Origin of the sequence: Xanthobacter sp. NM-25 (genome assembly GCF_022138605.1) — a bacterium.
Taxonomy (GTDB): domain Bacteria; phylum Pseudomonadota; class Alphaproteobacteria; order Rhizobiales; family Xanthobacteraceae; genus Xanthobacter.
Genome location: NZ_JACBFS010000007.1, coordinates 224,762 through 242,591, shown reverse-complemented (window position 1 = coordinate 242,591; position 17,830 = coordinate 224,762). Strand labels below are relative to the sequence as shown.

Genomic DNA, 17,830 nt, shown 5'->3' with positions numbered 1-17,830 from the left:
CGCCGATCACGAGTAGCGTTTGCCTTTGCCCTTGGGCTTGCCCTCGGAGGGGGAGGAGTGCCGGCCCTTCGGTGGCCGGTCGAGCTTGCCGCCAGCAGATGATTTGCCGGCAGACGGTTTGGCGGCGCGCGACTTTCCCGGGGCGCCGCCCCGGTCCTCGCCGACGCCGGCATGCCCCGCCCCATCGCGGAACGGCTTGCCGCGGTGGGGCTTCTCCCGATACGGCGTCTCGTGCGACCGGTGATCCCGCTGCGGCCGGCCGCGCATGGGCTTGCCGGAGCGCTCCGGCCGGGCCGGTGGCGCGCCGGGCAGGGGCTCGATGATCACATCCTCGCCCTCCGGCTTGCGGGCCGCCTTGCCGAAGCGATCGGCGGCGGCGAGGCTGACCTCGAACGCGGTCTCGTCATCGAAGATGCGGATGGTGCCGATCTCCTTGCGGGTGACGTTTCCGTGCCGGCAGATCAGCGGCAGCAGCCATTTGGGATCGGCATTGTTGCGACGGCCCACATTGAGCCGGAACCAGACGCTGCCGGCGCCCGAGGCGCCACCGAAATCCCGGTCGGCGGCGCGGTCGCGGGGGCTGCGCGACAGGCCCGGATCGCTGACCTCTTCCGGGGCCGGCAGGCCGGCCCGGTAAAGGCGCACCAGGGCGGCGGCCAGATGCTCGGGCGCATGGGCCGCCAGCAGGGTCTGGGCGGCGGCGAGATCGTCCTCGCTCGGCTCCTCGGTGATGAGGGGATCGCGCAGCATGCGCTCGTGGTCGAGCTTGCGGATATCCTCGGCGGTGGGCGGGCCGGACCAGGCCGGCTGGATGCCGAGGCCCCGCAGCAGGTCCTCGGTGCGGCGGCGGCGGAACGGCGGCACCAGCAGAACGCTGACGCCCTTGCGGCCGGCCCGGCCGGTGCGGCCGCTGCGGTGCTGCAGGCTTTCGGCATCGTTCGGCAGGTCGGCGTGGATGACAAGGCCGAGGTTCGGCAGGTCGATGCCGCGGGCCGCGACGTCGGTGGCGACACAGACCCGCGCCCGGCCATCGCGCAGCGCCTGCAGGGCATGATTGCGCTCGTTCTGGCTCAGTTCACCGGAGAGGGCGACGGCGGCGAACTGGCGTTCCTGCAGCATGGCGTGCAGCCGCCGCACCGCGTCGCGGGTGTTGCAGAACACGATGGCGCTGGGGGTGTCGTGGGCGCGCAGCACGTTGACTACCGCATGGCCGACCTCGGTGGGGGCGACCCGCATGGCGCGATACTCGATGTCGGCGTGGCCGCCTTCCGCGCTCGCCACCTCGATGCGCAGGGCGTCGTGCTGGTAGCGCCGGGCGAGGGCGATGATGCCGCGCGGCATGGTGGCCGAGAACAGCAGGCTGCGCCGCTCCGGCGGCGTCGCTTCAAGAATGAATTCGAGATCCTCGCGGAAGCCCAGGTCGAGCATCTCGTCGGCTTCGTCCAGCACCGCCACCTGCAGCGCCGACAGATCGAGCCGGCCGCGCTCCAGATGGTCGCGCAGCCGCCCGGGGGTGCCGACCACCATATGGGCGCCGTGGTTGAGCTGGCGCTGTTCCTGGCGCGGGTCCATGCCGCCGACGCAGGAGACGATGCGCGCGCCGGTGCCGGCATAGAGCCAGCTGAACTCGCGCTGCACCTGCAGGGCCAGCTCGCGGGTGGGCGCCACCACCAGGGCCTGCGGCGCGCCGGCCGGGCCGAAGCGCTCGGCGGTGCCCAGCAGGGTCTCGGCCATGGCGAGGCCATAGGCGACGGTCTTGCCGGAGCCGGTCTGGGCCGAGACCAGAAGGTCGCGGGTGGCTGCCTCGGGCGCCAGCACTGCCTGCTGCACCGGGGTGGGATCGTTGTACTCGCGCTCGGCCAGGGAGCGGGCAAGGGCCGGGTTGGACGTCAGGAAGGGCACGGCTGGTTCCGCCTATCTCGCAATCTCGTCAGGCGTCGAAGGGGAGCCGTCGGAAGGTGTCTGGAACGTCTTCCTAATAGGATGGTCGCCGAGATGCCACCGTCTCCCATGCGCTGACCGCCGGGGCGGTGTGCCATTCCCGCAGGGCTGTCGACATCGGGCTGCAAGGCCAGGTCTCGACCGGATGGGGCGGCGCCCTCCACGGCTGGTCCGACGCGCGTCCGACGTCGGGCTTCCGTGCCATCAGGTCTTCAGGTGGTGGGCGCACAAGGGCTCGAACCTTGGACCCGCTGATTAAGAGTCAGCTGCTCTACCAACTGAGCTATGCGCCCACTCGAGGTTGCCCCCGAAGGAGGCGTTCGTGTAGCAAACTGGCCGGGGACTGACAAGCCTGCGGTTTGAATTTTTCGCGCCACCGTGCGCGCGCTGTGGACAAGGCCGGTGCCGCCCTCAGAGCGAGGAGACGAGGTGCCCGCCGTCCACCGCCAGGCTCGCGCCGTTCATGTAGGCGGAGGCGTCCGAGCACAGGAACAGCAGCGGGCCGGTGAGATCGTCGAGGGTGCCGAGGCGGCGGTTGGGAATGCGCTTCACCAGCGCCACGCCCGCCTCGGTGGCGAAGAAGTCCCGGTTGAGGTCGGTTTCCACATAGCCGGGGCACAGCGCATTGGCGCGGATGCCGTAGCGGGCCCATTCGAGGGCCATGGAGCGGGTGAGCTGCACCAGCGCCGCCTTGGAGGCGGCATAGGCCGCCACCTGCCCCGCCACCCGGTGGCCGAGGATGGACGCCACATTGATGATGGCGCCGCCCTGCCTGTCCTTCACCATCTGGCGGGCCGCCGCCTGGGCGGTGAGGAAGGCGCCCTTGAGATTGGTGTCCACCACCCGGTCCCAGCTGGCCTCGTCCATGTCCATGAGCGGCTTGGTGGCGGTGGTGCCGGCATTGTTCACCAGCACGTCGAGCCGGCCGAAGGCGTCGGCCGCGGCGGTCACCGCCGCCTCCGCGGAGGCGGTATCGGTGACGTCGAGGGCGAGGGGCAGAGCGGTGCCGCCGGCCGCGGTGATGCGCTCGGCCAAAGCCGCGCAGGCGGCCACGTTGCGGGCGCCCAGCGCCACCTTGGCGCCGGCGGCGGCCAGCCGCTCGGCGAAGAAGGCGCCGAGCCCCTGCGAGGCGCCGGTGACCAGTACCGCCTGGCCGTCGAGCGTGACCTGAAAGCCCATGGATGCCTCCCGTGTTTCCCGTTGCCCTGTCTCGCCTCGCTTCTTCTAATTTGAGCGAGCGCTCGCTTTTTTATGGGAGCGGAGCGGCGCCGGCAAGGGGCCAGATGGCCCCGCGCCGGGCCGCGCGGGCTCAGGTCACCGGCACGGACTCGTGCAGGGCGTCGATCTCGGCGCTGAGGCGGGTGAAATCCGGCGACGAGGGGGCGGCATAATTGAGGTTCTTGAACAGGCCGGTGAGCCTGGTGAAATGGCGCCGCAGCGCCTCCTTGTCGGCGAATTCGTAGCGGCTGGTGGCGATGGCGTAGACGCGGCCGAACAGGTCCTTCTGCCGGGCCGGGGCCACCGAGCTGTCCACCGGATCGAAGGCGTCCTGCTGCAGGAACACCATGTCGAGGAAGCGCGCCTGCTCCAGTGCCAGGGCATCCTCCAGGCTGATGCCCTCCTCGCCGGCCACCTGCTCCATGCGCTGGATCTCGTCACCCCGCTGCAGCAAAGCGATCATCTCGTCCACCTGGTGGGTCCAGTCGGCGCCCAGATGGTCGACGAACCACGGCTCCATCTGCCGCCGGTAGCGTGACCAGGAGGTGAGGGGGTCGATGGCCGGGTAGAAGCGTTTGTAGGCGCGGTCATAGGAGAGGCCGAGGAAGCACTTCACCGCCGCCAGGGTGGACTGGGTGACCGGCTCCTCGAAATTGCCACCGGCGGGGGAGACCGCGCCGATGATGGTGAAGGCCCCTTCGGCTCCGTCATTGGCGCGGATGACGCCGGCGCGCTCGTAGACGCCCTTGATGGCGCTGTCGAGATAGGCGGGAAACGCCTCCTCGCCGGGGATCTCCTCCAGCCGGCCGGAGGTCTCGCGCATGGCCTGGGCCCAGCGCGAGGTGGAATCGGCGATCATCAGCGTCTTCAGCCCCATCTGGCGATAGTATTCGCCGATGGTGATGCCGGTGTAGATGGAGGCCTCCCGCGAGGCCACCGGCATGGACGAGGTGTTGCAGACGATCACCGTGCGATCCATCAGCGAACCGCCGGTGCGCGGGTCCTTGAGGCGGGGGAAATCGGTGATGGTCTCCACCACCTCGCCGGCCCGTTCGCCGCAGGCCACGAGGATCACCACGTCCACGTCCGAATGGCGGGCGATGAGGTTGAGCAGCACCGTCTTGCCGGCGCCGAACGGCCCGGGAATGCAGGCCGCGCCCCCCTGCGCCACCGGGAAGAAGGTGTCGATGATGCGCTGGGTGGTGATCATGGGCTCGGAAGGATAGAGCCGGGTCGCGCTGCCGTTGCGCAATTGCAGCCGCGGCAGGGCGCGCCGCACCGGCCAGTCCTGGGCCAGCGTCAGGGTGCGCTCGGCGCCGGAGGGGGCGGTGATGCGCGCCACCGGCTCGTCCACGTTCACCGAGCCGTCGCGGATCCAGCTCACCGTCCAATCCTCGTCGAGGGCGAACGGCACCATGATCTTGTGGGTGATGGCCCCTTCCGGCACCGTGCCCAGCACGTCGCCGGCCTTCACCCTGTCGCCCACCCGGCGGGTGGCGGAGAAGGCCCATTTGGCATGGGGGTCGAGCCCCGGCGCGGCGACGCCCTTGGGCAGGAACACGCCATGGCCGTGGGCCAGCGCCTCCAGCGGATTCTGCAGGCCGTCATAGACCTGCCCGAGGAGGCCCGGGCCGAGCCGCACCGACAGCAATTGGCCGGTCTGCTCGACGCCATCGCCAAGGCCGATGCCGCCGGTGCTCTCATAGACCTGGGCGTCCGCCTCATCCCCCAGCACCCGCAGCACCTCGGCCTTGAGGCGCTGCGCGGGAGCGCGGGCGGGGCGGATATAGACCACCTCATTCTTCATCAGCCGGCCGCGGGCCGGATCGGTGAGGCGCAGGCGGACGATGTCTTCCTGCACGGCGACGATGGTGGCGGTGGCGTCCACGGTCATGGGGCAATCCCGGAGGGCTGGCCGGCGTCGCGCGCGGCGTCGAGCAGCGCGGCGAAGCGGGTGGTGGCGGCGGCCACGTCATAGCGGGCCCAGCGGTCGGCGAGGCGCCAGCGCAGCACATAGAGCGCCACCGCCTCGAAATCGAAGGTATGGCCGTCCCCATAGCGGCCGGCGGCATCCCACGCCGCTTGCAGGATCACCCGCTCGAGCCCGGCGGTGTCGCCCGCCTCCAGCCGCTCGCGGGCCTTGTTCACCCAGACAAAGGAATGGCCGACGCCGAAATCGGGGGCGGCCCAATGGGTGCGGATGGTCTCGGTGAAGCGGCCATAGCCCCAGGCTTCGCCATGGGCGGGGGCCTCGCCACCCCTGTGGCGGCGGCGCAGGGCGGCGATCAGGGTGCGGATTTCCAGCCGGTCGCGGAGGGCGGCGCGCAGGGTGTCGTTGCGGGCCCGCGCCACCACCTTGGTGACGGCGGCGACGAACGCGGCGTCGCTCTCGCCGAGGTCGATGCGGTCCCAGGACAAAGCGGCATCCAGCGCGTCGAGATCGGCCCGGTCCTCGGGGGCGAGGTTGCGCAGCCGCTCCTCCAGCCGGGTGGCGCTGATGGCCGGGGTGGTGGTGCCGAGCAGCGGACCCAGCGCCGGCAGGCTGGCCATCTCCATCACATAGGGATCATGGCCGGCGATCATCGCACCACCCCTTCCAGAAGGGCGCGGAAGCGGGGCTGGAGGTGGGCCAGCAGCACCTCGGCCACGGCGGCGTCGGTGAGGTCGACGCTGACGCCGCGATCGACGAGCTTTATGCGGATGCCCCCGCCCGGCCCCTCCTGGCGATCGAAGCTCACTCCGCCGCGCAGCATCTCGGCGGCGCAGCAGGCGGCGAAATGGGTGAGGGAGCCGGCCACCATCTCCTCGGGATTGCGCCGCAGCTCGTCGAGGCCCACCGCCTGGCGCGGCAGGCTCACCACCAGCGTTTCGGCACGGTCGAGGTCGGCCTCGTCCCGGGCGCGGCCCGCCACCGCCAGGATCATGGCCTTGAGCAGTTCCTCGTCGCGCATCACCTGGGAGACGGTCTTGGCCACATCCGCCGCGAAGCGTTGGGCGAGCTGGGCTTTCAGGTCCAGCATGGCGTCCCGCACGGCGATGCGCAGAGCATCCTCGCCGGCGCGCCGCAGCGCCTCGGCTTCCGCCCGCGCGGTCTCGCGCACGGCGGTGGCCTGGGCCTCGGCTTTCTCCAGGATCTCGCGGGCGTGGGCGCGGGCCTCGCCGACCAGGCGCTCGGCCTCCTGGCGGCCGGCGTCCACCCCCTCGTCACGCAGGCGGGAGATGAGGGTTTCCACCCCCGAGGCGGTGGACAAGGCGGCGTCGGATTTGTGGACCATGGCGCGCTCCTTCGGATTCAGATGGTGCGCGCCAGCACCAGGGCAAACACGAAGGCGAACACGGCGAAGCCCTCGACGATGGCGGCCGGTGCCAGCGCCAGGCCGAAAATCTCCGGCTTGGTCTTGGAGGCGGCGATGGCGCTGGCGCAGGCGCGGCCCTGCCACACCGCCGTGTAGAGCAGCACCAGCGCGGCGATGAAGCCGATGCCGAACAGGGCGCCGGCGCTGTGCGCGGTGACCGGCTGCTGCAGAGAGAACATCACCACGATGCCGTAGATGACGTTCGAGGAGGGGATGACCGAGATGCCGATATAGCGGCCATAGCCGCTGTCGGTCTCCACCATGGCGCCGATGGCCGCCTGGCCGGCGATGGACACGCCGATGGCCGCGCCCAGCGCCCCGAGCCCCATGGGGGCGAAGATGCCGAGCCAGCCGAGGGCGATGACGAGATCATTCATGCGCGTGCCTCTCTCAACGGTGGGGCGCTGGTCATTGGGGAAGCTCCCGGCGGGCGAAGGCGCGGAAGGGATAACCCTCCTCGGTCAGGCCCCAGCCGAAGAATTCGATGAAGTTCAGGCGCAGCCCGTGCACCACGCCGCTCATGAGGCCGAGGGCGATGTTGGTGACATGGCCGAACGCCAGGATGGCGATCATCAGCACCACGCCGAGGCCGGGATGGGTGCCGCGCATCTCCACCGCCAGCGCGTTGAAGGTGGCGGCCAGCGAGGCGCTGGCAAGGCCCAGGGCGAACAGGCGCAGATAGCTCAGCACGTCGCCGAACAGCTTGGTCACCGAGGTGAGGGCGAGCACCCCGGCGGCGAGCCGCTTCAGCCAGCCGAGGGGCGCCTCCACCGGGGTCGCGGCGGCGGCGCCGACGAACACCAGGGCGAGGCCGAGCGCGATGGCGCCGTAGGCCAGGCTTTCCCCGCCGCTGCCCTGGGCGAGGAAGGCGGCCAGGCCCGACCACAGGGTGACGATCCAGCCCAAAGCGGAGAGGCCGGCGCCGCGGTCCCGGTTGAGCCACGCCACCGCCCCCAGCGCCACCGTGAGATGCACCACGCCGATGATGAGGGAGAGCTGCATCATCTGGTCGAAGTCGTTGATATGGATGATGGCGAGGGCCGCGGGCAGGGAGCCGGCGGGGGGCTTCAGGCCGAAATAGGAGCCCGCCAGCACCCCATAGAGAAGGGCGGCTCCGGCAAGGGTGATGAGCAGCACCCGGGCGCGCCGGCCGGCCGGGCGCGCCCCGAGCCGCCGCCAGAACGCCAGGGTGCCGAGCGCCAGCAGCAGCGCATAGCCGGCGTCGGCCACGATCATGGCGAAGAACAAGGCGAAGGAGGAGAACACGACGAGGCTCGGGTCCCAGCTGCGATAGCCGGGGCTGGTGTAGAAGCTGGTGAGGTCGCCGCCGCTCTCCAGGCCCTTGGGAATGTCCAGCAGGGTGGGCGGCGCGTCGCTCGGTCCCGGCACCTCGTCCACCAGGGCGAGGCGCCCGTCGGCGGCCAGGGCCGCCACCTCCGGCACCGCGCGGGCCGGCACCCAGCCCTGGATTGCGAACACCGCATCGGCATCGAACGTGTGCTCGGCGGCGTCGCGCAGGTCCTCCTGGTCGGCGGCGGCGGCGAGGTGGGTGCCCAGCGCCAGGCGCCAGCGGCTCAGCTCGGCGCGGGTGTTCTCCGCTTTCTCGATGGCGATGGCATTGTCGTCCAGCTCCACCTTGAGCACGCTGCGCGGCACCGCGCCCACATGCACCCGCGGCACCGGCAACAGATCATCCGGCGGCTCCTCGGGCGCGATCACGGCCACATAGAGATTGGTGGTGCCCTTGCGCACCACGTGCCAGGGCAGGCGCACAAGGTCGAGGGCGGCGCGCTGGCCGATGGGCAGGGCGTAGAACCACAGCCGCTGGCCGGCCAGGGCCTCCAGCGGCGGGAAATGGATGTCGCCCCAGGGGGCGAGGGCCTCGATGCGGGCCTGCAGGACGTCGCGCCGGTCGCGCAGGGTGCGCAGCAGGGACCGGTTCTCCAGCACTTCCGCCACCACCACGTCGAGATCGAACGGGGTCTTGGGCCGGTAGGGCAGGCGCTTGTCTGGCGCCTCCGTGAGGTGGCGATAGGCGGCCTGGGTGCGGTTGATGCGGGTGGCGTCGCGCGGTGCCAGAGGCGCCGCCTCGGTGAGCGGGATGAGGTGCATCACCCCGAGCTTCTGCAGCGCCTTGAGGGTATCCGCCTTGTCGGCGAGGGGGCCGCACAAGGTAAGGCGGCGCATGGGCACGATGCTCATGTGCGTGTCTCGATCATGGCGTGACGCGCCCCTTTGCCCTTTGCGATCTTGGCGGCCACCACCGCCGCCCGCTCGCTGTCGCCGATGAACACCAGGATGCGGCGGATATTGCGCTCGGTCTGGGGAATGAGGATCTTCTCGAACAGATTGGTGCGCTGGGTGATGCGCGTCACCGCCCGGTCGAGCAGGGCCACCCGCTCAACCGCCACCTCGGTTTCCAGTTTGAGGCGGAGGGCGGCCTCAAGCCGGGTCACCACCGCATCCACCCAATGGGGGCGCGTCATGCCGCCGTAGGGCGCGACGCGGATCTCCACCTGATCCACCACCGGCAGCTTCACCCCCGCCACGTTGCGGGTGGCGAAGGTGACCGCGCCGCACCGCACCAGGCCGTCGAGGTCGATGCGGCGATCGGCCAGCATGGGCAAGGCGGCGCCGGCCTCGGCGATGGCGGTGGCGAGGGCGGCCTCGACGGCGGCGAGCTCGGCCCGCGCCTGGTTGCGCGCCGCCATCAGCTGCTGGCGCTTGAGGTCGAGGGCCGGCAGGTAGCGCTTATAGGTGGCGAGGTTCGCCTTCTCTCGGGTGAGCTGGGATTTGCTCAAGGTGACGCCGGCCATGGGCTCACGCCTCCGCTGGGTAGTATTTCTCGATCAGGCTCTGGCGCACCAGCAGGTCTTCGGGCGGGAAGCACTCCGCCATGGTGCGCCAGCCGAGATCGAGGGCGGCTTCCAGCGGCAGCGCCACCGCCGCATCCATGAAGCGGGCCTTGAACAGGGCGCCATAGCGCAGCAGCCGCTGGTCGTATTCGGAGAGGTCGAACGCCATGGCCTGCTTGCGCTCGGCATCCCGGGCGCCGGCATAGAGGCGGATCATGGTGTTCATGACGGCGGAATGATCCTCCCGCGTCTCCTTCCCGATCACGTGCTGCTTGAGCCGGGAGAGGGAGCCGAACGGGTCGATCATGCCGTCGCGCAGATAGAACTGGCCCTCGGTGATGTAGCCGGTGTTGTCGGGTACCGGATGGGTCACGTCGCCGCCGGGCATGGTGGTGACGGTGAGGATGGTGACCGAGCCGGCGCCGTGGAACACCGCTGCCTTCTCATAGCGGCGGGCGAGCTGGGAATAGAGATCGCCCAGATAGCCACGGTTGGAGGGCACCCGCTCCATGGCCACCCCCACCTCCTTCAGCGCGTCGGCGAAGGCGGTCATGTCGGTGAGCAGCACCAGGACGCGCTTCTTCTCCTCCACCGCGAAGCGCTCGGCCACCGCCAGCGCCATGTCGGGCACCAAAAGCCGCTCCAGGGGCGGGTCGGCGGCCTGGTTCACGAACATCACGGTGCGGGCGAACACGCCGGCATCCTCGAAGGCGGAGCGGAAGCGCCAATAGTCATCGAAGGTGAGGCCGAGCCCGCCGAACACCACCACATCGGCTTCCGCCTGCACGCCGATACGCGCCAACAGCGCGTCGTGGGGCTCGCCGGCGGTGGAGAAAATGGGGATCTTCTGGCTTTCCACCAGGCAGTTGAACACGTCGATCATCGGCACGTTCGTGCGGATCATGCGCGAGGCCAGCGCCCGCCGGGCCGGATTGGCGGAGGGGCCGCCGATCTCCACCTGTGGCTCGTCGGTGAGCGGTGGGCCGCCATCCGCCACCGTGCCGTCGCCGGTGAAGACGCGGCCGAGGATGTTGTCGGAGAAGATCACCCGCGGCGGATGGCCGAGGAAGCGGGCGGTGGTGCGGGTGGACAGGCCCTGGGTGCCGCCGAACACCTGCAGTGAGGCTTCCCCCGCCTCCAGCTTCACCACCTGGGCGAGGCGGGGCGTGTCGTTGCCCTCGCGCACCATGGCGAGGTCGCCATAGCGCGGGCCCTCCGGGTCGTCGGCGGTCTGCGGCGGCAGCGCCACCCGCACCACTTCGCCGACGATGGAGAGAATCCGGTCGTAATGGATGGCGATGGCGTTCATGGCTCGCGACCGGTTGCGCCGCCCCGGCCGGGCGGGCGGTGAAGGGGGTGGTCCGCGCGCCGGGCGAACCGCGAGAAGGCGCATCCCGTCCATGCACAAGGGCGGATGGACAAGGGCTGCGGGAGCGCGGCACCCCAGGCGGGCACCCTGCGCCGGGCCATCATGACCCCGCTACCGGGCCCCACGACCTAGCGTCAAGTCTAGGGACGCACTCCGAGGCTGTCCATACGCGCACCGCCGCCGGCGACGGGCCGGCCGCGGCCGTCATCGGGTCGCGCGGGCGGCGTCGGGCGGCGCGCGGGGCGCCTTCCGGCGGGCCTTGGCGGCCGGCGGTGCGGCCCGGTGGGAGGGCGCAGCGGTCGCCATGGCGCCGGGGGCAACGGCGAAGTGCCGCACCCGGGGCCGGTGTGTGCGGTGCACACTTCCCCCTTGCATCGGCGGGCGGGACGTCATCCATTTGCAGTGGATTCCCGTTAGGCGTGCGGTGCGGCAGCATGATCCGGCTGCCGCAGCGGTGCACGCCGCCGGGGCAGGGTGACGAGCCCATTCTGGCGCAAGCCTCACGACCTATCCGTCGCGGCGGGCATCTCCAGGTGCGGCGAACGAGAGGACCCCTCATGTTTTCACTGGCCGGTCAGAAGGCGCTGGTGGTTGGCGTGGCGAATGATCAATCCATTGCCTGGGGCTGCGCCAAGGCGCTGCGGGCGCAGGGCGCCGATCTCGCCATCACCTATCTCAACGCCAAGGCGGAAAGCCATGTGCGGCCGCTGGCGGAGGCGCTCGGCGCCGAGCTGATCCTGCCCCTCGACGTCACCGAGGACGCGGAGATGGACGCCGTGTTCGCCGCCATCACGGAAAGATGGGGCCGGCTCGACACGGTGCTGCATTCCATCGCCTTCTGCCCGCGCGAGGACCTGCACGGGCGGGTGGTGGATTGCTCCAAGGCCGGCTTTGCCAAGGCCATGGATGTGTCGGTGCATTCCTTCCTGCGCATGGTGCGCCGGGCCGAGCCGCTGATGCCTCAGGGCGGCACCTGCATGACCGTCTCTTTCTACGGCTCCGAGAAGGTGGTCGAGCATTACAATGTGATGGGCCCGGTGAAGGCGGCGCTGGAAGCCACCGTGCGCTATGTGGCCGCGGAGCTGGGCGAAAAGGGCATCTCCGTGCACGCTTTGTCGCCCGGGCCGCTGAAGACCCGCGCCGCCTCCGGCATCGCCGAGTTCGACGAGCTGCTGGAGGAGGCGGCGGCCCGCGCCCCCACCCACCTGCTGGCCACCATCGAGGACGTGGGCGCCTATGCCGCCTTCCTCGCCAGCCGCGAGGCCGCCAATGTCACCGGCGGCGTCCATCTCATTGACGGCGGCTACAGCATCGTCGGCTAGCCCGCGTTGCGGCGGGAGCCGGTGCTCCCGCCTGCCGTTCCGTCCTGACCCCACCCAAGGTAAGGTGCCCGCATGATGCGCGAAAACAAGACCTTCGACGAGCTCAAGCCGGGCGACAGCGCCGAGCTGCGCCGCACCTGCACCACCGACGACCTGATCGTCTTCGCCAACGTTTCCGGCAACCACAACCCGATGCACCTGCCCAACCAGGACATCGACCACGATGGCAAGGAAGACGTGGTGGTGGCGCCCTCCATGTGGGTGGGCTCGCTGATCTCGGCGGTGCTGGGCAATCTGCTGCCCGGCCCGGGTACCCTCTATCGCACGCAGTTGTTTCAGTTCCACGGCCGGGCGTCGGCCGGCGACGAACTGCAGGTGAAGGTCACGGTGCTGGAGAAGCGGGTGGATGGCGTGGTGCGCCTCGCGACCGAGGTGCGGCGCCTGTCCGACGACACCATCCTGCTGGAAGGCGAGGCGGAGGTGGAGGCGCCGAAGGTCAAGTTCACCTATGAGGAGCAGGAGCTGCCCGGCCTCATCGTGCAGCGCCATCGCCATTTCGACGCCCTGCTGGAGCGGGCGGAGAAGCTGCCGCCTTTGTCGGTGGCAGTGGTGGCGCCGGAGGAGCCGGCTTCCCTCGGTGGCGCCCTGCTGGCGGCCAAGGAAAAGCTGATCACCCCCATCCTGGTGGGCTCGGCCCGCAAGATCGAGGCGGCGGCCAGGGGCCTCGGCCAGAGCCTCGACGGCATCGAGATCATCGACCAGCCGGAGAATGCCGCCGCGGCCAATGCGGCGGTGGATGTGGTGGCCGACGGCCGCGCGCAGGCGCTCATGAAGGGCCATCTGCACACCGACGAGCTTTTGAAGGCGGCGCTGCGCAAGGAGCGCGGCCTCAGGATCGGTCGGCGCTTCACCCACATCTTCATCATGGATGTGCCGGGGCTGTCGCATCTGCTGCTGGTGACGGATGCCGCCATCAACATCGCCCCCGATCTGCTCACCAAGGTGGACATCTGCCAGAACGCCATCGACCTCGCCATCTCGCTGGGCATCGCGCAGCCCAAGGTGGGGGTGCTCTCGGCGGTGGAGACGGTGAACCCGCAGATCGCTTCCTCGGTGGATGCGGCGCTGTTGTCCAAGATGGCCGAGCGCGGCCAGATCACCGGCGGGCTGGTGGATGGGCCGCTGGCCATGGACAATGCGGTGGACATCGCCGCCGCCCGCATCAAGGGCATCCGCTCGCCGGTGGCGGGCAAGGCCGAGGTGCTGGTGGTGCCGGATCTCGATGCCGGCAACATGCTGGCCAAGCAGCTCACCTTCATCTCCCACGCCGAGGCCGCAGGCCTGGTGATGGGCGCCAAGGTGCCGATCATCCTCACCTCCCGCGCCGATGGCGAGAAGGCGCGGCTCGCCTCCTGCGCGGTGGCGGTGGTGCATCAGGCCCGCATCAGCGGCCAGAACACGAGCGAGGCGGTGTGAGCATGGAACGTCCCGTCACCCTGACCCTGAACGCCGGCTCGTCCTCCCTGAAGTTCAGCCTCTACGACATCTCCGAAGGCTTCGCCGAGCCGCAGCTGATGGCGGTGGGGGCGGTGGACGCCATCGGCGGGGCGCCGCGGCTGAAGGCCAAGCTCGCCCCCGGCACCGCCGCCATCACGCGCGATCTCGCCCAGTCCGAGGCCTCCGATCATGCGAGCGCCCTCGCCACCGCCTTGGCGGTGCTGCGCAGCCAGTATCCGGAGGCGAAAGCCTCGGTGGTGGGGCACCGGGTGGTGCATGGCGGCCCGCATTTCTCCACCCCGGTGGTGGTGACCGACAAGGTGATGGAGGAGATGCGGGCGCTGTCGCCGTTCGCGCCCATCCACCAGCCGCACAACCTCGCCGGCATCGAGGCGGCCAAGATGGCGTTTCCCGAGGCGCTGCAGGTGGCGTGTTTCGACACGGCCTTCCATCGCCACCATCCCAAGGTGAACGACACTTTCGCTCTGCCGCGCGAATATTACGCCAAGGGCGTGCGCCGCTACGGCTTCCACGGCCTGTCCTACGAATACATCACCGGCGAATTGCAGCGCATGGCGCCGCTGCTGCACGACGGCCGGGTGGTGGTGGCTCATCTGGGCAACGGCGCCTCCATGTGCGCCATTCTGGGCGGGCGCTCCATCGCCTCCACCATGGGCTTCACCGCCCTCGACGGCCTGCCCATGGGCACCCGCTGCGGCCAGATCGATCCGGGCGTGATCTTCTATATGGTGCAGCAGGAGGGCAAGACCATCGATGAGGTCCGGGACATGTTCTATTACAAGTCCGGGCTTCTCGGCATGTCGGGCATTTCCAACGACATGCGCACCCTGGAGGCGGCGGACCTGCCGGAGGCGCACGAGGCCATCGACTATTTCGTGTTCCGCATCCGCCGCGAGCTGGGCGGCCTGGCCGCCGCCCTGGGCGGGCTCGATGCGCTCATCTTCTGCGGCGGCATCGGCGAGAATTCGCGCAAGATCCGCCGCCGCATCTGCGAGGGCATGAGCTGGATCGGCCTGGAGCTCGACCACGACCAGAACGACGTCAGCGCCCAGGTCATCTCCACCGAATTCTCCCGCGCCCGCATCATGGTGATCCCCACCAATGAGGAGCTGGTGATCGCCCGCGCCTGCAAGCGGGCCCTCGCCGAACAGGCGCCGCGCGCGGCCTGATCTGTCTCATCCCTCTCCGGCGCGGCGTGTCCCGCGCCCCCCCAACACCAAGAGGAAACGCCATGAAGAAGGCGATCCGGGCCGAGGAGGCCGCGGCTCTCATTCCCGACGGCGCGCGGGTGCTCATCGGCGGCTTCATGGCCGTCGGCAGCCCGCTGCGCCTCATCGATGCCCTGGTGGAACGCGGCGTGCGCGGCCTCACCGTCATCGCCAATGATGCCGGCCTGCCGCACAAGGGCATCGGCCGGCTGGTGCATGCCGGGGCGGTGAGCCGCGCCATCATGAGCCACATCGGCCTCAACCCCGAGATCCAGCAGAAGATGATCGACGGGGAGATCGCCGTGGAACTGGTGCCCCAGGGCACGCTGGTGGAGCGCATCCGCGCCGCCGGCATGGGCCTTGGCGGGGTGCTCACCGCCACCGGCCTCGGCACGCCGGTGGAAGAGGGCAAGCAGGTGATCGAGGTGGAGGGCAAGCGCTATCTGGTGGAGACCCCGCTGCATGCGGATTTCGCTTTGATCGGCGCGCGCCAGGCGGACTATGTGGGCAATCTCGAATATTCGCTCACTGCGCAGAACTTCAATCCCATCATGGCACTGGCCGGCAAGACGGTGATCGCCGAGCCGGATGTGATCGTGCCCGTGGGCGTCATTCCGCCCGACGAGGTGCGCACCCCCGGCGTGCTGGTGGACCATCTTCTGGCGAGGGCCGCGTGATGACGAACACCCCTGCTTCTCCCAAGGACTGGGACGCCAAGTCCATCATCGCCGCCCGCGTCGCCAAGGAGCTTCGGCCCGGCATGCTGGTGAACCTCGGCATCGGCCTGCCGAGTCTCGTGGCCAATTTCCTGCCGGCGAGCTCCGACGTGTTCTTCCAGGCCGAGAACGGGGTGATCGGCCTCGGCGCCCACCCGCCGGAAGGCATGGAGGACCCCTACCTCACCGACGCCGGCGGCGGCTTTGTCTCGGCGGTGCCGGGGGCGGCCTCCATCGACAGCGCCATGAGCTTCGGCCTCATCCGCGGCGGCCATCTCGACCTGACCGTGCTGGGCGGCCTGCAGGTGGACGAGCGCGGCTATCTCGCCAATTGGATGGTGCCCGGCCACAAGGTGCCCGGCATGGGCGGCGCCATGGATCTGGTGGCGGGGGCCAAGGCGGTGATCGTCGCCATGCAGCACGCCGCCAAGGGGGATTCGAAGATCGTCCCCCGCTGCACCCTGCCGCTGACGGCGGAGCGCCGGGTGACGCTGATCGTCACCGAGCTCGCCGTGATCAAGCCCACGGACGAGGGCCTGGTGCTGCTGGAGCGCGGCCCGGGCGTGTCGGTGGAGGAGGTGCTGGGCGCCACCGCCGCCAGCCTCATCGTGCCCGACGAGGTGCCGGAGATGGTGCTCGGCTGAGCCCTCAGGCGCCCGCCGGCGCGGGCGCCTTCTCGGCCTTGTCGGTGCTTTTGTCCGCGGTCTTGTCCGCACTTTTGCCGATGCCCGCCACCCGGGCGGTGAACACCGCCAGGAGCGGGGCGTCGATGTCCTGGAGGTTGGGAACGGTGACGTCGCCGGCGGGCAGGCCGGCCTCCTCCGGGAAGACGAAGCGGTAGCCCGGGTTCGTCTTCGATTCGATGAACTCGAACAGGCGCCCCTTGCGCTCCATCTTGTAGAACACCACGAACTGGCCCTGGTAGTCGCGATACTCCACCGCCGCGATCTCGCCGAACAGGGCGTCGTCCGACACCAGGAAGGCGAGGCGCTGCAGTACCCAGCGATAGACCGCCAGCTCGCGCTCGGTGGTGATGACGTTGTCGGCGATGGGCGCCGGCGGCGCGGCATCCGTCGATGCGGCCGGGGCCGGCGCGTCGGGCTTGGGCAGGTCCAGCCGATGCAGGATCTGGCGGCTGATGAATTCGCGCAGGGCGGCCTGGATGATGGGCCGGTATTCGTCGAGGGCCTTCTGCGAGATGTGGCCGATGCCGGCCTTCTTTAGCAGCGGCCGGGCGAACTCCTCCGGCGGATCGGCGAAGATGGTCGCCACCTGCCCCAGCACCGAATTGTAGATGTGCTTGCGCTTGGCCTCGGCGCCGATGTTGTCGGGGTCGAACACCGCCTTGCCCAAGCTGGAGAGGCCCTCCAGGGCGGACTCATCCACCTTGCCGCGCGCCACGTCCCTCAGGTCGAAGCGCAGGAAGGGGTTGGCGTCCATCATGTTGGGCTCGTCGCTGTCGGCATAGAATTCCCACACCAGCCCATCGGTGAGCACCCCCATCTTCACCGTGCGCGCGGCATTGAAATAGCTGCGCAGCTGGCCACGGTCGTCGCGCAGGCTGGGGGCGCCGGCGGGCTTGGTCTCCAGCGCGATCACCGGCTCGCCGCCCTTGAAAATGGCGAAATCCACCCGGTTCTTATACTTCTCCGAAAAGTCGCAATGGTGCTCGGGGAAGACCTCGTTGGGGTCCATGGGGTCGTAGCCTAGGAACGAGATCATGGGCACCACCAGGAACATCTTGGTGGATTCCTCATTCAGGCAGCGCGGCGCAGCCGTCACCGCCCGCTTGGCGAACTCGGTCAGCTTCTCGCGAAAGTCCGACAGCGCAGCCGCATCCATGACAACACCTCCCCGAAGTCCGGCAACTTTTAGTTGCTCTCATCAGAGCGTGTCCTGTCAAGAGGTGCAATTTAAAGGCGTGTCGCCCTACAGGTCGACATAGACGAACTTGTCGGCCTTCAGGCTGGGGTAATTGGCCCGCAGCGCGGTGGCGAGCTTGCCCACCAGGGTCTTGTCGCCGGCGGCGCCGGGGCCGACGAAATCCGTGCCGGCCATCCAGGTCTCGAAATAACAGTGCAGGCCTTCGTCATAATCGGCGCCGGTGGGGTTGGCGGTCTTGTCGGCGAGGCGCGCGACGCCGTCGGCAGCCACCTCCAGACGCCAGTCGCGGTCATCCACCACCGAGGCGATGAGCTGGGCGAGGTCGGCGTCGGTCCAGTCGGTCTTGAGGTCCAGTGCCATGGCGGGCTCTCCGAGCTGCGCAAGGGGCGCAGGCGATGATCTGCCGACAGGCGAAGCAAATTCCAGTCCAGCGCTGGCCCGTG

At 69.7% G+C, this 17,830-nt stretch carries 16 protein-coding genes and 1 tRNA gene; 5 read left to right on the top strand and 12 right to left on the bottom strand.

Translation table 11 applies throughout. The features are described from left to right. Positions 1-6: 6 nt before the first annotated feature. The 10 genes from MEU52_RS19090 to MEU52_RS19045 form a co-directional block, all read right to left on the bottom strand. Entirely contained in the window at positions 7-1,902 is a 1,896-nt protein-coding gene (locus MEU52_RS19090; protein ID WP_238123555.1) for a DEAD/DEAH box helicase, read from the bottom strand. A 256-nt stretch (positions 1,903-2,158) separates the two neighbouring features. Further along, a tRNA-Lys gene (locus MEU52_RS19085) sits at positions 2,159-2,234 on the bottom strand. Between the two features lie 118 nt (positions 2,235-2,352). After that, the gene (locus tag MEU52_RS19080; protein ID WP_238123554.1) at positions 2,353-3,120 is read right to left on the bottom strand and encodes an SDR family NAD(P)-dependent oxidoreductase; all 768 of its coding nucleotides are present in this window, start codon (positions 3,118-3,120) and stop codon (positions 2,353-2,355) included. A gap of 130 nt (positions 3,121-3,250) precedes the next feature. Beyond that, positions 3,251-5,053 (bottom strand): V-type ATP synthase subunit A, encoded by a 1,803-nt coding sequence (locus MEU52_RS19075; RefSeq protein ID WP_238123553.1) that lies wholly within the window; start codon positions 5,051-5,053, stop codon positions 3,251-3,253. Further along, positions 5,050-5,742, bottom strand: a complete 693-nt coding sequence (locus MEU52_RS19070; RefSeq protein ID WP_238123552.1) for a DUF2764 family protein — start codon at positions 5,740-5,742, stop codon at positions 5,050-5,052. Before MEU52_RS19070 ends, MEU52_RS19075 begins: the two co-directional genes overlap by 4 nt. Beyond that, positions 5,739-6,434 carry a hypothetical protein gene (locus MEU52_RS19065; RefSeq protein WP_238123551.1) on the bottom strand — a complete coding sequence of 232 codons (696 nt, stop codon included), beginning with the start codon at positions 6,432-6,434 and terminating at the stop codon, positions 5,739-5,741. Before MEU52_RS19065 ends, MEU52_RS19070 begins: the two co-directional genes overlap by 4 nt. Positions 6,435-6,451: 17 nt before the next feature. Next, on the bottom strand, positions 6,452-6,892 hold the full coding sequence (locus MEU52_RS19060) for an ATP synthase subunit C (RefSeq protein ID WP_238123550.1): 441 nt from the start codon (positions 6,890-6,892) through the stop codon (positions 6,452-6,454). Positions 6,893-6,923: 31 nt separating this feature from the next. Then, positions 6,924-8,717: a V-type ATP synthase subunit I gene (locus tag MEU52_RS19055; protein ID WP_238123549.1), complete on the bottom strand. Its 1,794-nt coding sequence runs from the start codon at positions 8,715-8,717 to the stop codon at positions 6,924-6,926. After that, positions 8,714-9,331 (bottom strand): V-type ATP synthase subunit D, encoded by a 618-nt coding sequence (locus tag MEU52_RS19050; RefSeq protein ID WP_238123548.1) that lies wholly within the window; start codon positions 9,329-9,331, stop codon positions 8,714-8,716. Before MEU52_RS19050 ends, MEU52_RS19055 begins: the two co-directional genes overlap by 4 nt. 4 nt (positions 9,332-9,335) lie before the next feature. Continuing rightward, positions 9,336-10,679: a V-type ATP synthase subunit B gene (locus MEU52_RS19045; protein WP_238123547.1), complete on the bottom strand. Its 1,344-nt coding sequence runs from the start codon at positions 10,677-10,679 to the stop codon at positions 9,336-9,338. A gap of 617 nt (positions 10,680-11,296) precedes the next feature. Here MEU52_RS19045 and fabI point away from each other — a divergent pair. The 5 genes from fabI (at position 11,297) to MEU52_RS19020 (ending at position 16,147) form a co-directional block, all read left to right on the top strand. Further along, complete coding sequence (fabI, locus tag MEU52_RS19040; protein ID WP_238123546.1) at positions 11,297-12,061, top strand: enoyl-ACP reductase FabI; 765 nt, start codon at positions 11,297-11,299, stop codon at positions 12,059-12,061. A 72-nt stretch (positions 12,062-12,133) separates the two neighbouring features. Next, positions 12,134-13,537, top strand: a complete 1,404-nt coding sequence (locus tag MEU52_RS19035) for a bifunctional enoyl-CoA hydratase/phosphate acetyltransferase (protein ID WP_337927151.1) — start codon at positions 12,134-12,136, stop codon at positions 13,535-13,537. Between the two features lie 2 nt (positions 13,538-13,539). Beyond that, the gene (locus MEU52_RS19030; RefSeq protein WP_238123545.1) at positions 13,540-14,748 is read left to right on the top strand and encodes an acetate/propionate family kinase; all 1,209 of its coding nucleotides are present in this window, start codon (positions 13,540-13,542) and stop codon (positions 14,746-14,748) included. Between the two features lie 62 nt (positions 14,749-14,810). Beyond that, positions 14,811-15,464 carry a CoA transferase subunit A gene (locus MEU52_RS19025; protein WP_238123544.1) on the top strand — a complete coding sequence of 218 codons (654 nt, stop codon included), beginning with the start codon at positions 14,811-14,813 and terminating at the stop codon, positions 15,462-15,464. Next, positions 15,464-16,147 (top strand): 3-oxoacid CoA-transferase subunit B, encoded by a 684-nt coding sequence (locus tag MEU52_RS19020; RefSeq protein WP_238123543.1) that lies wholly within the window; start codon positions 15,464-15,466, stop codon positions 16,145-16,147. The genes MEU52_RS19025 and MEU52_RS19020 overlap by 1 nt, the downstream gene beginning before the upstream one ends. A 4-nt stretch (positions 16,148-16,151) precedes the next feature. On the opposite strand, the gene MEU52_RS19015 is transcribed toward MEU52_RS19020, so the two are convergent. Together MEU52_RS19015 and MEU52_RS19010 are read right to left on the bottom strand one after the other, a co-directional pair. Continuing rightward, on the bottom strand, positions 16,152-17,345 hold the full coding sequence (locus MEU52_RS19015; protein WP_238123542.1) for a type I restriction endonuclease: 1,194 nt from the start codon (positions 17,343-17,345) through the stop codon (positions 16,152-16,154). A gap of 87 nt (positions 17,346-17,432) precedes the next feature. Then, positions 17,433-17,747, bottom strand: a complete 315-nt coding sequence (locus MEU52_RS19010) for a hypothetical protein (RefSeq protein ID WP_238123541.1) — start codon at positions 17,745-17,747, stop codon at positions 17,433-17,435. Positions 17,748-17,830: the final 83 nt, after the last annotated feature.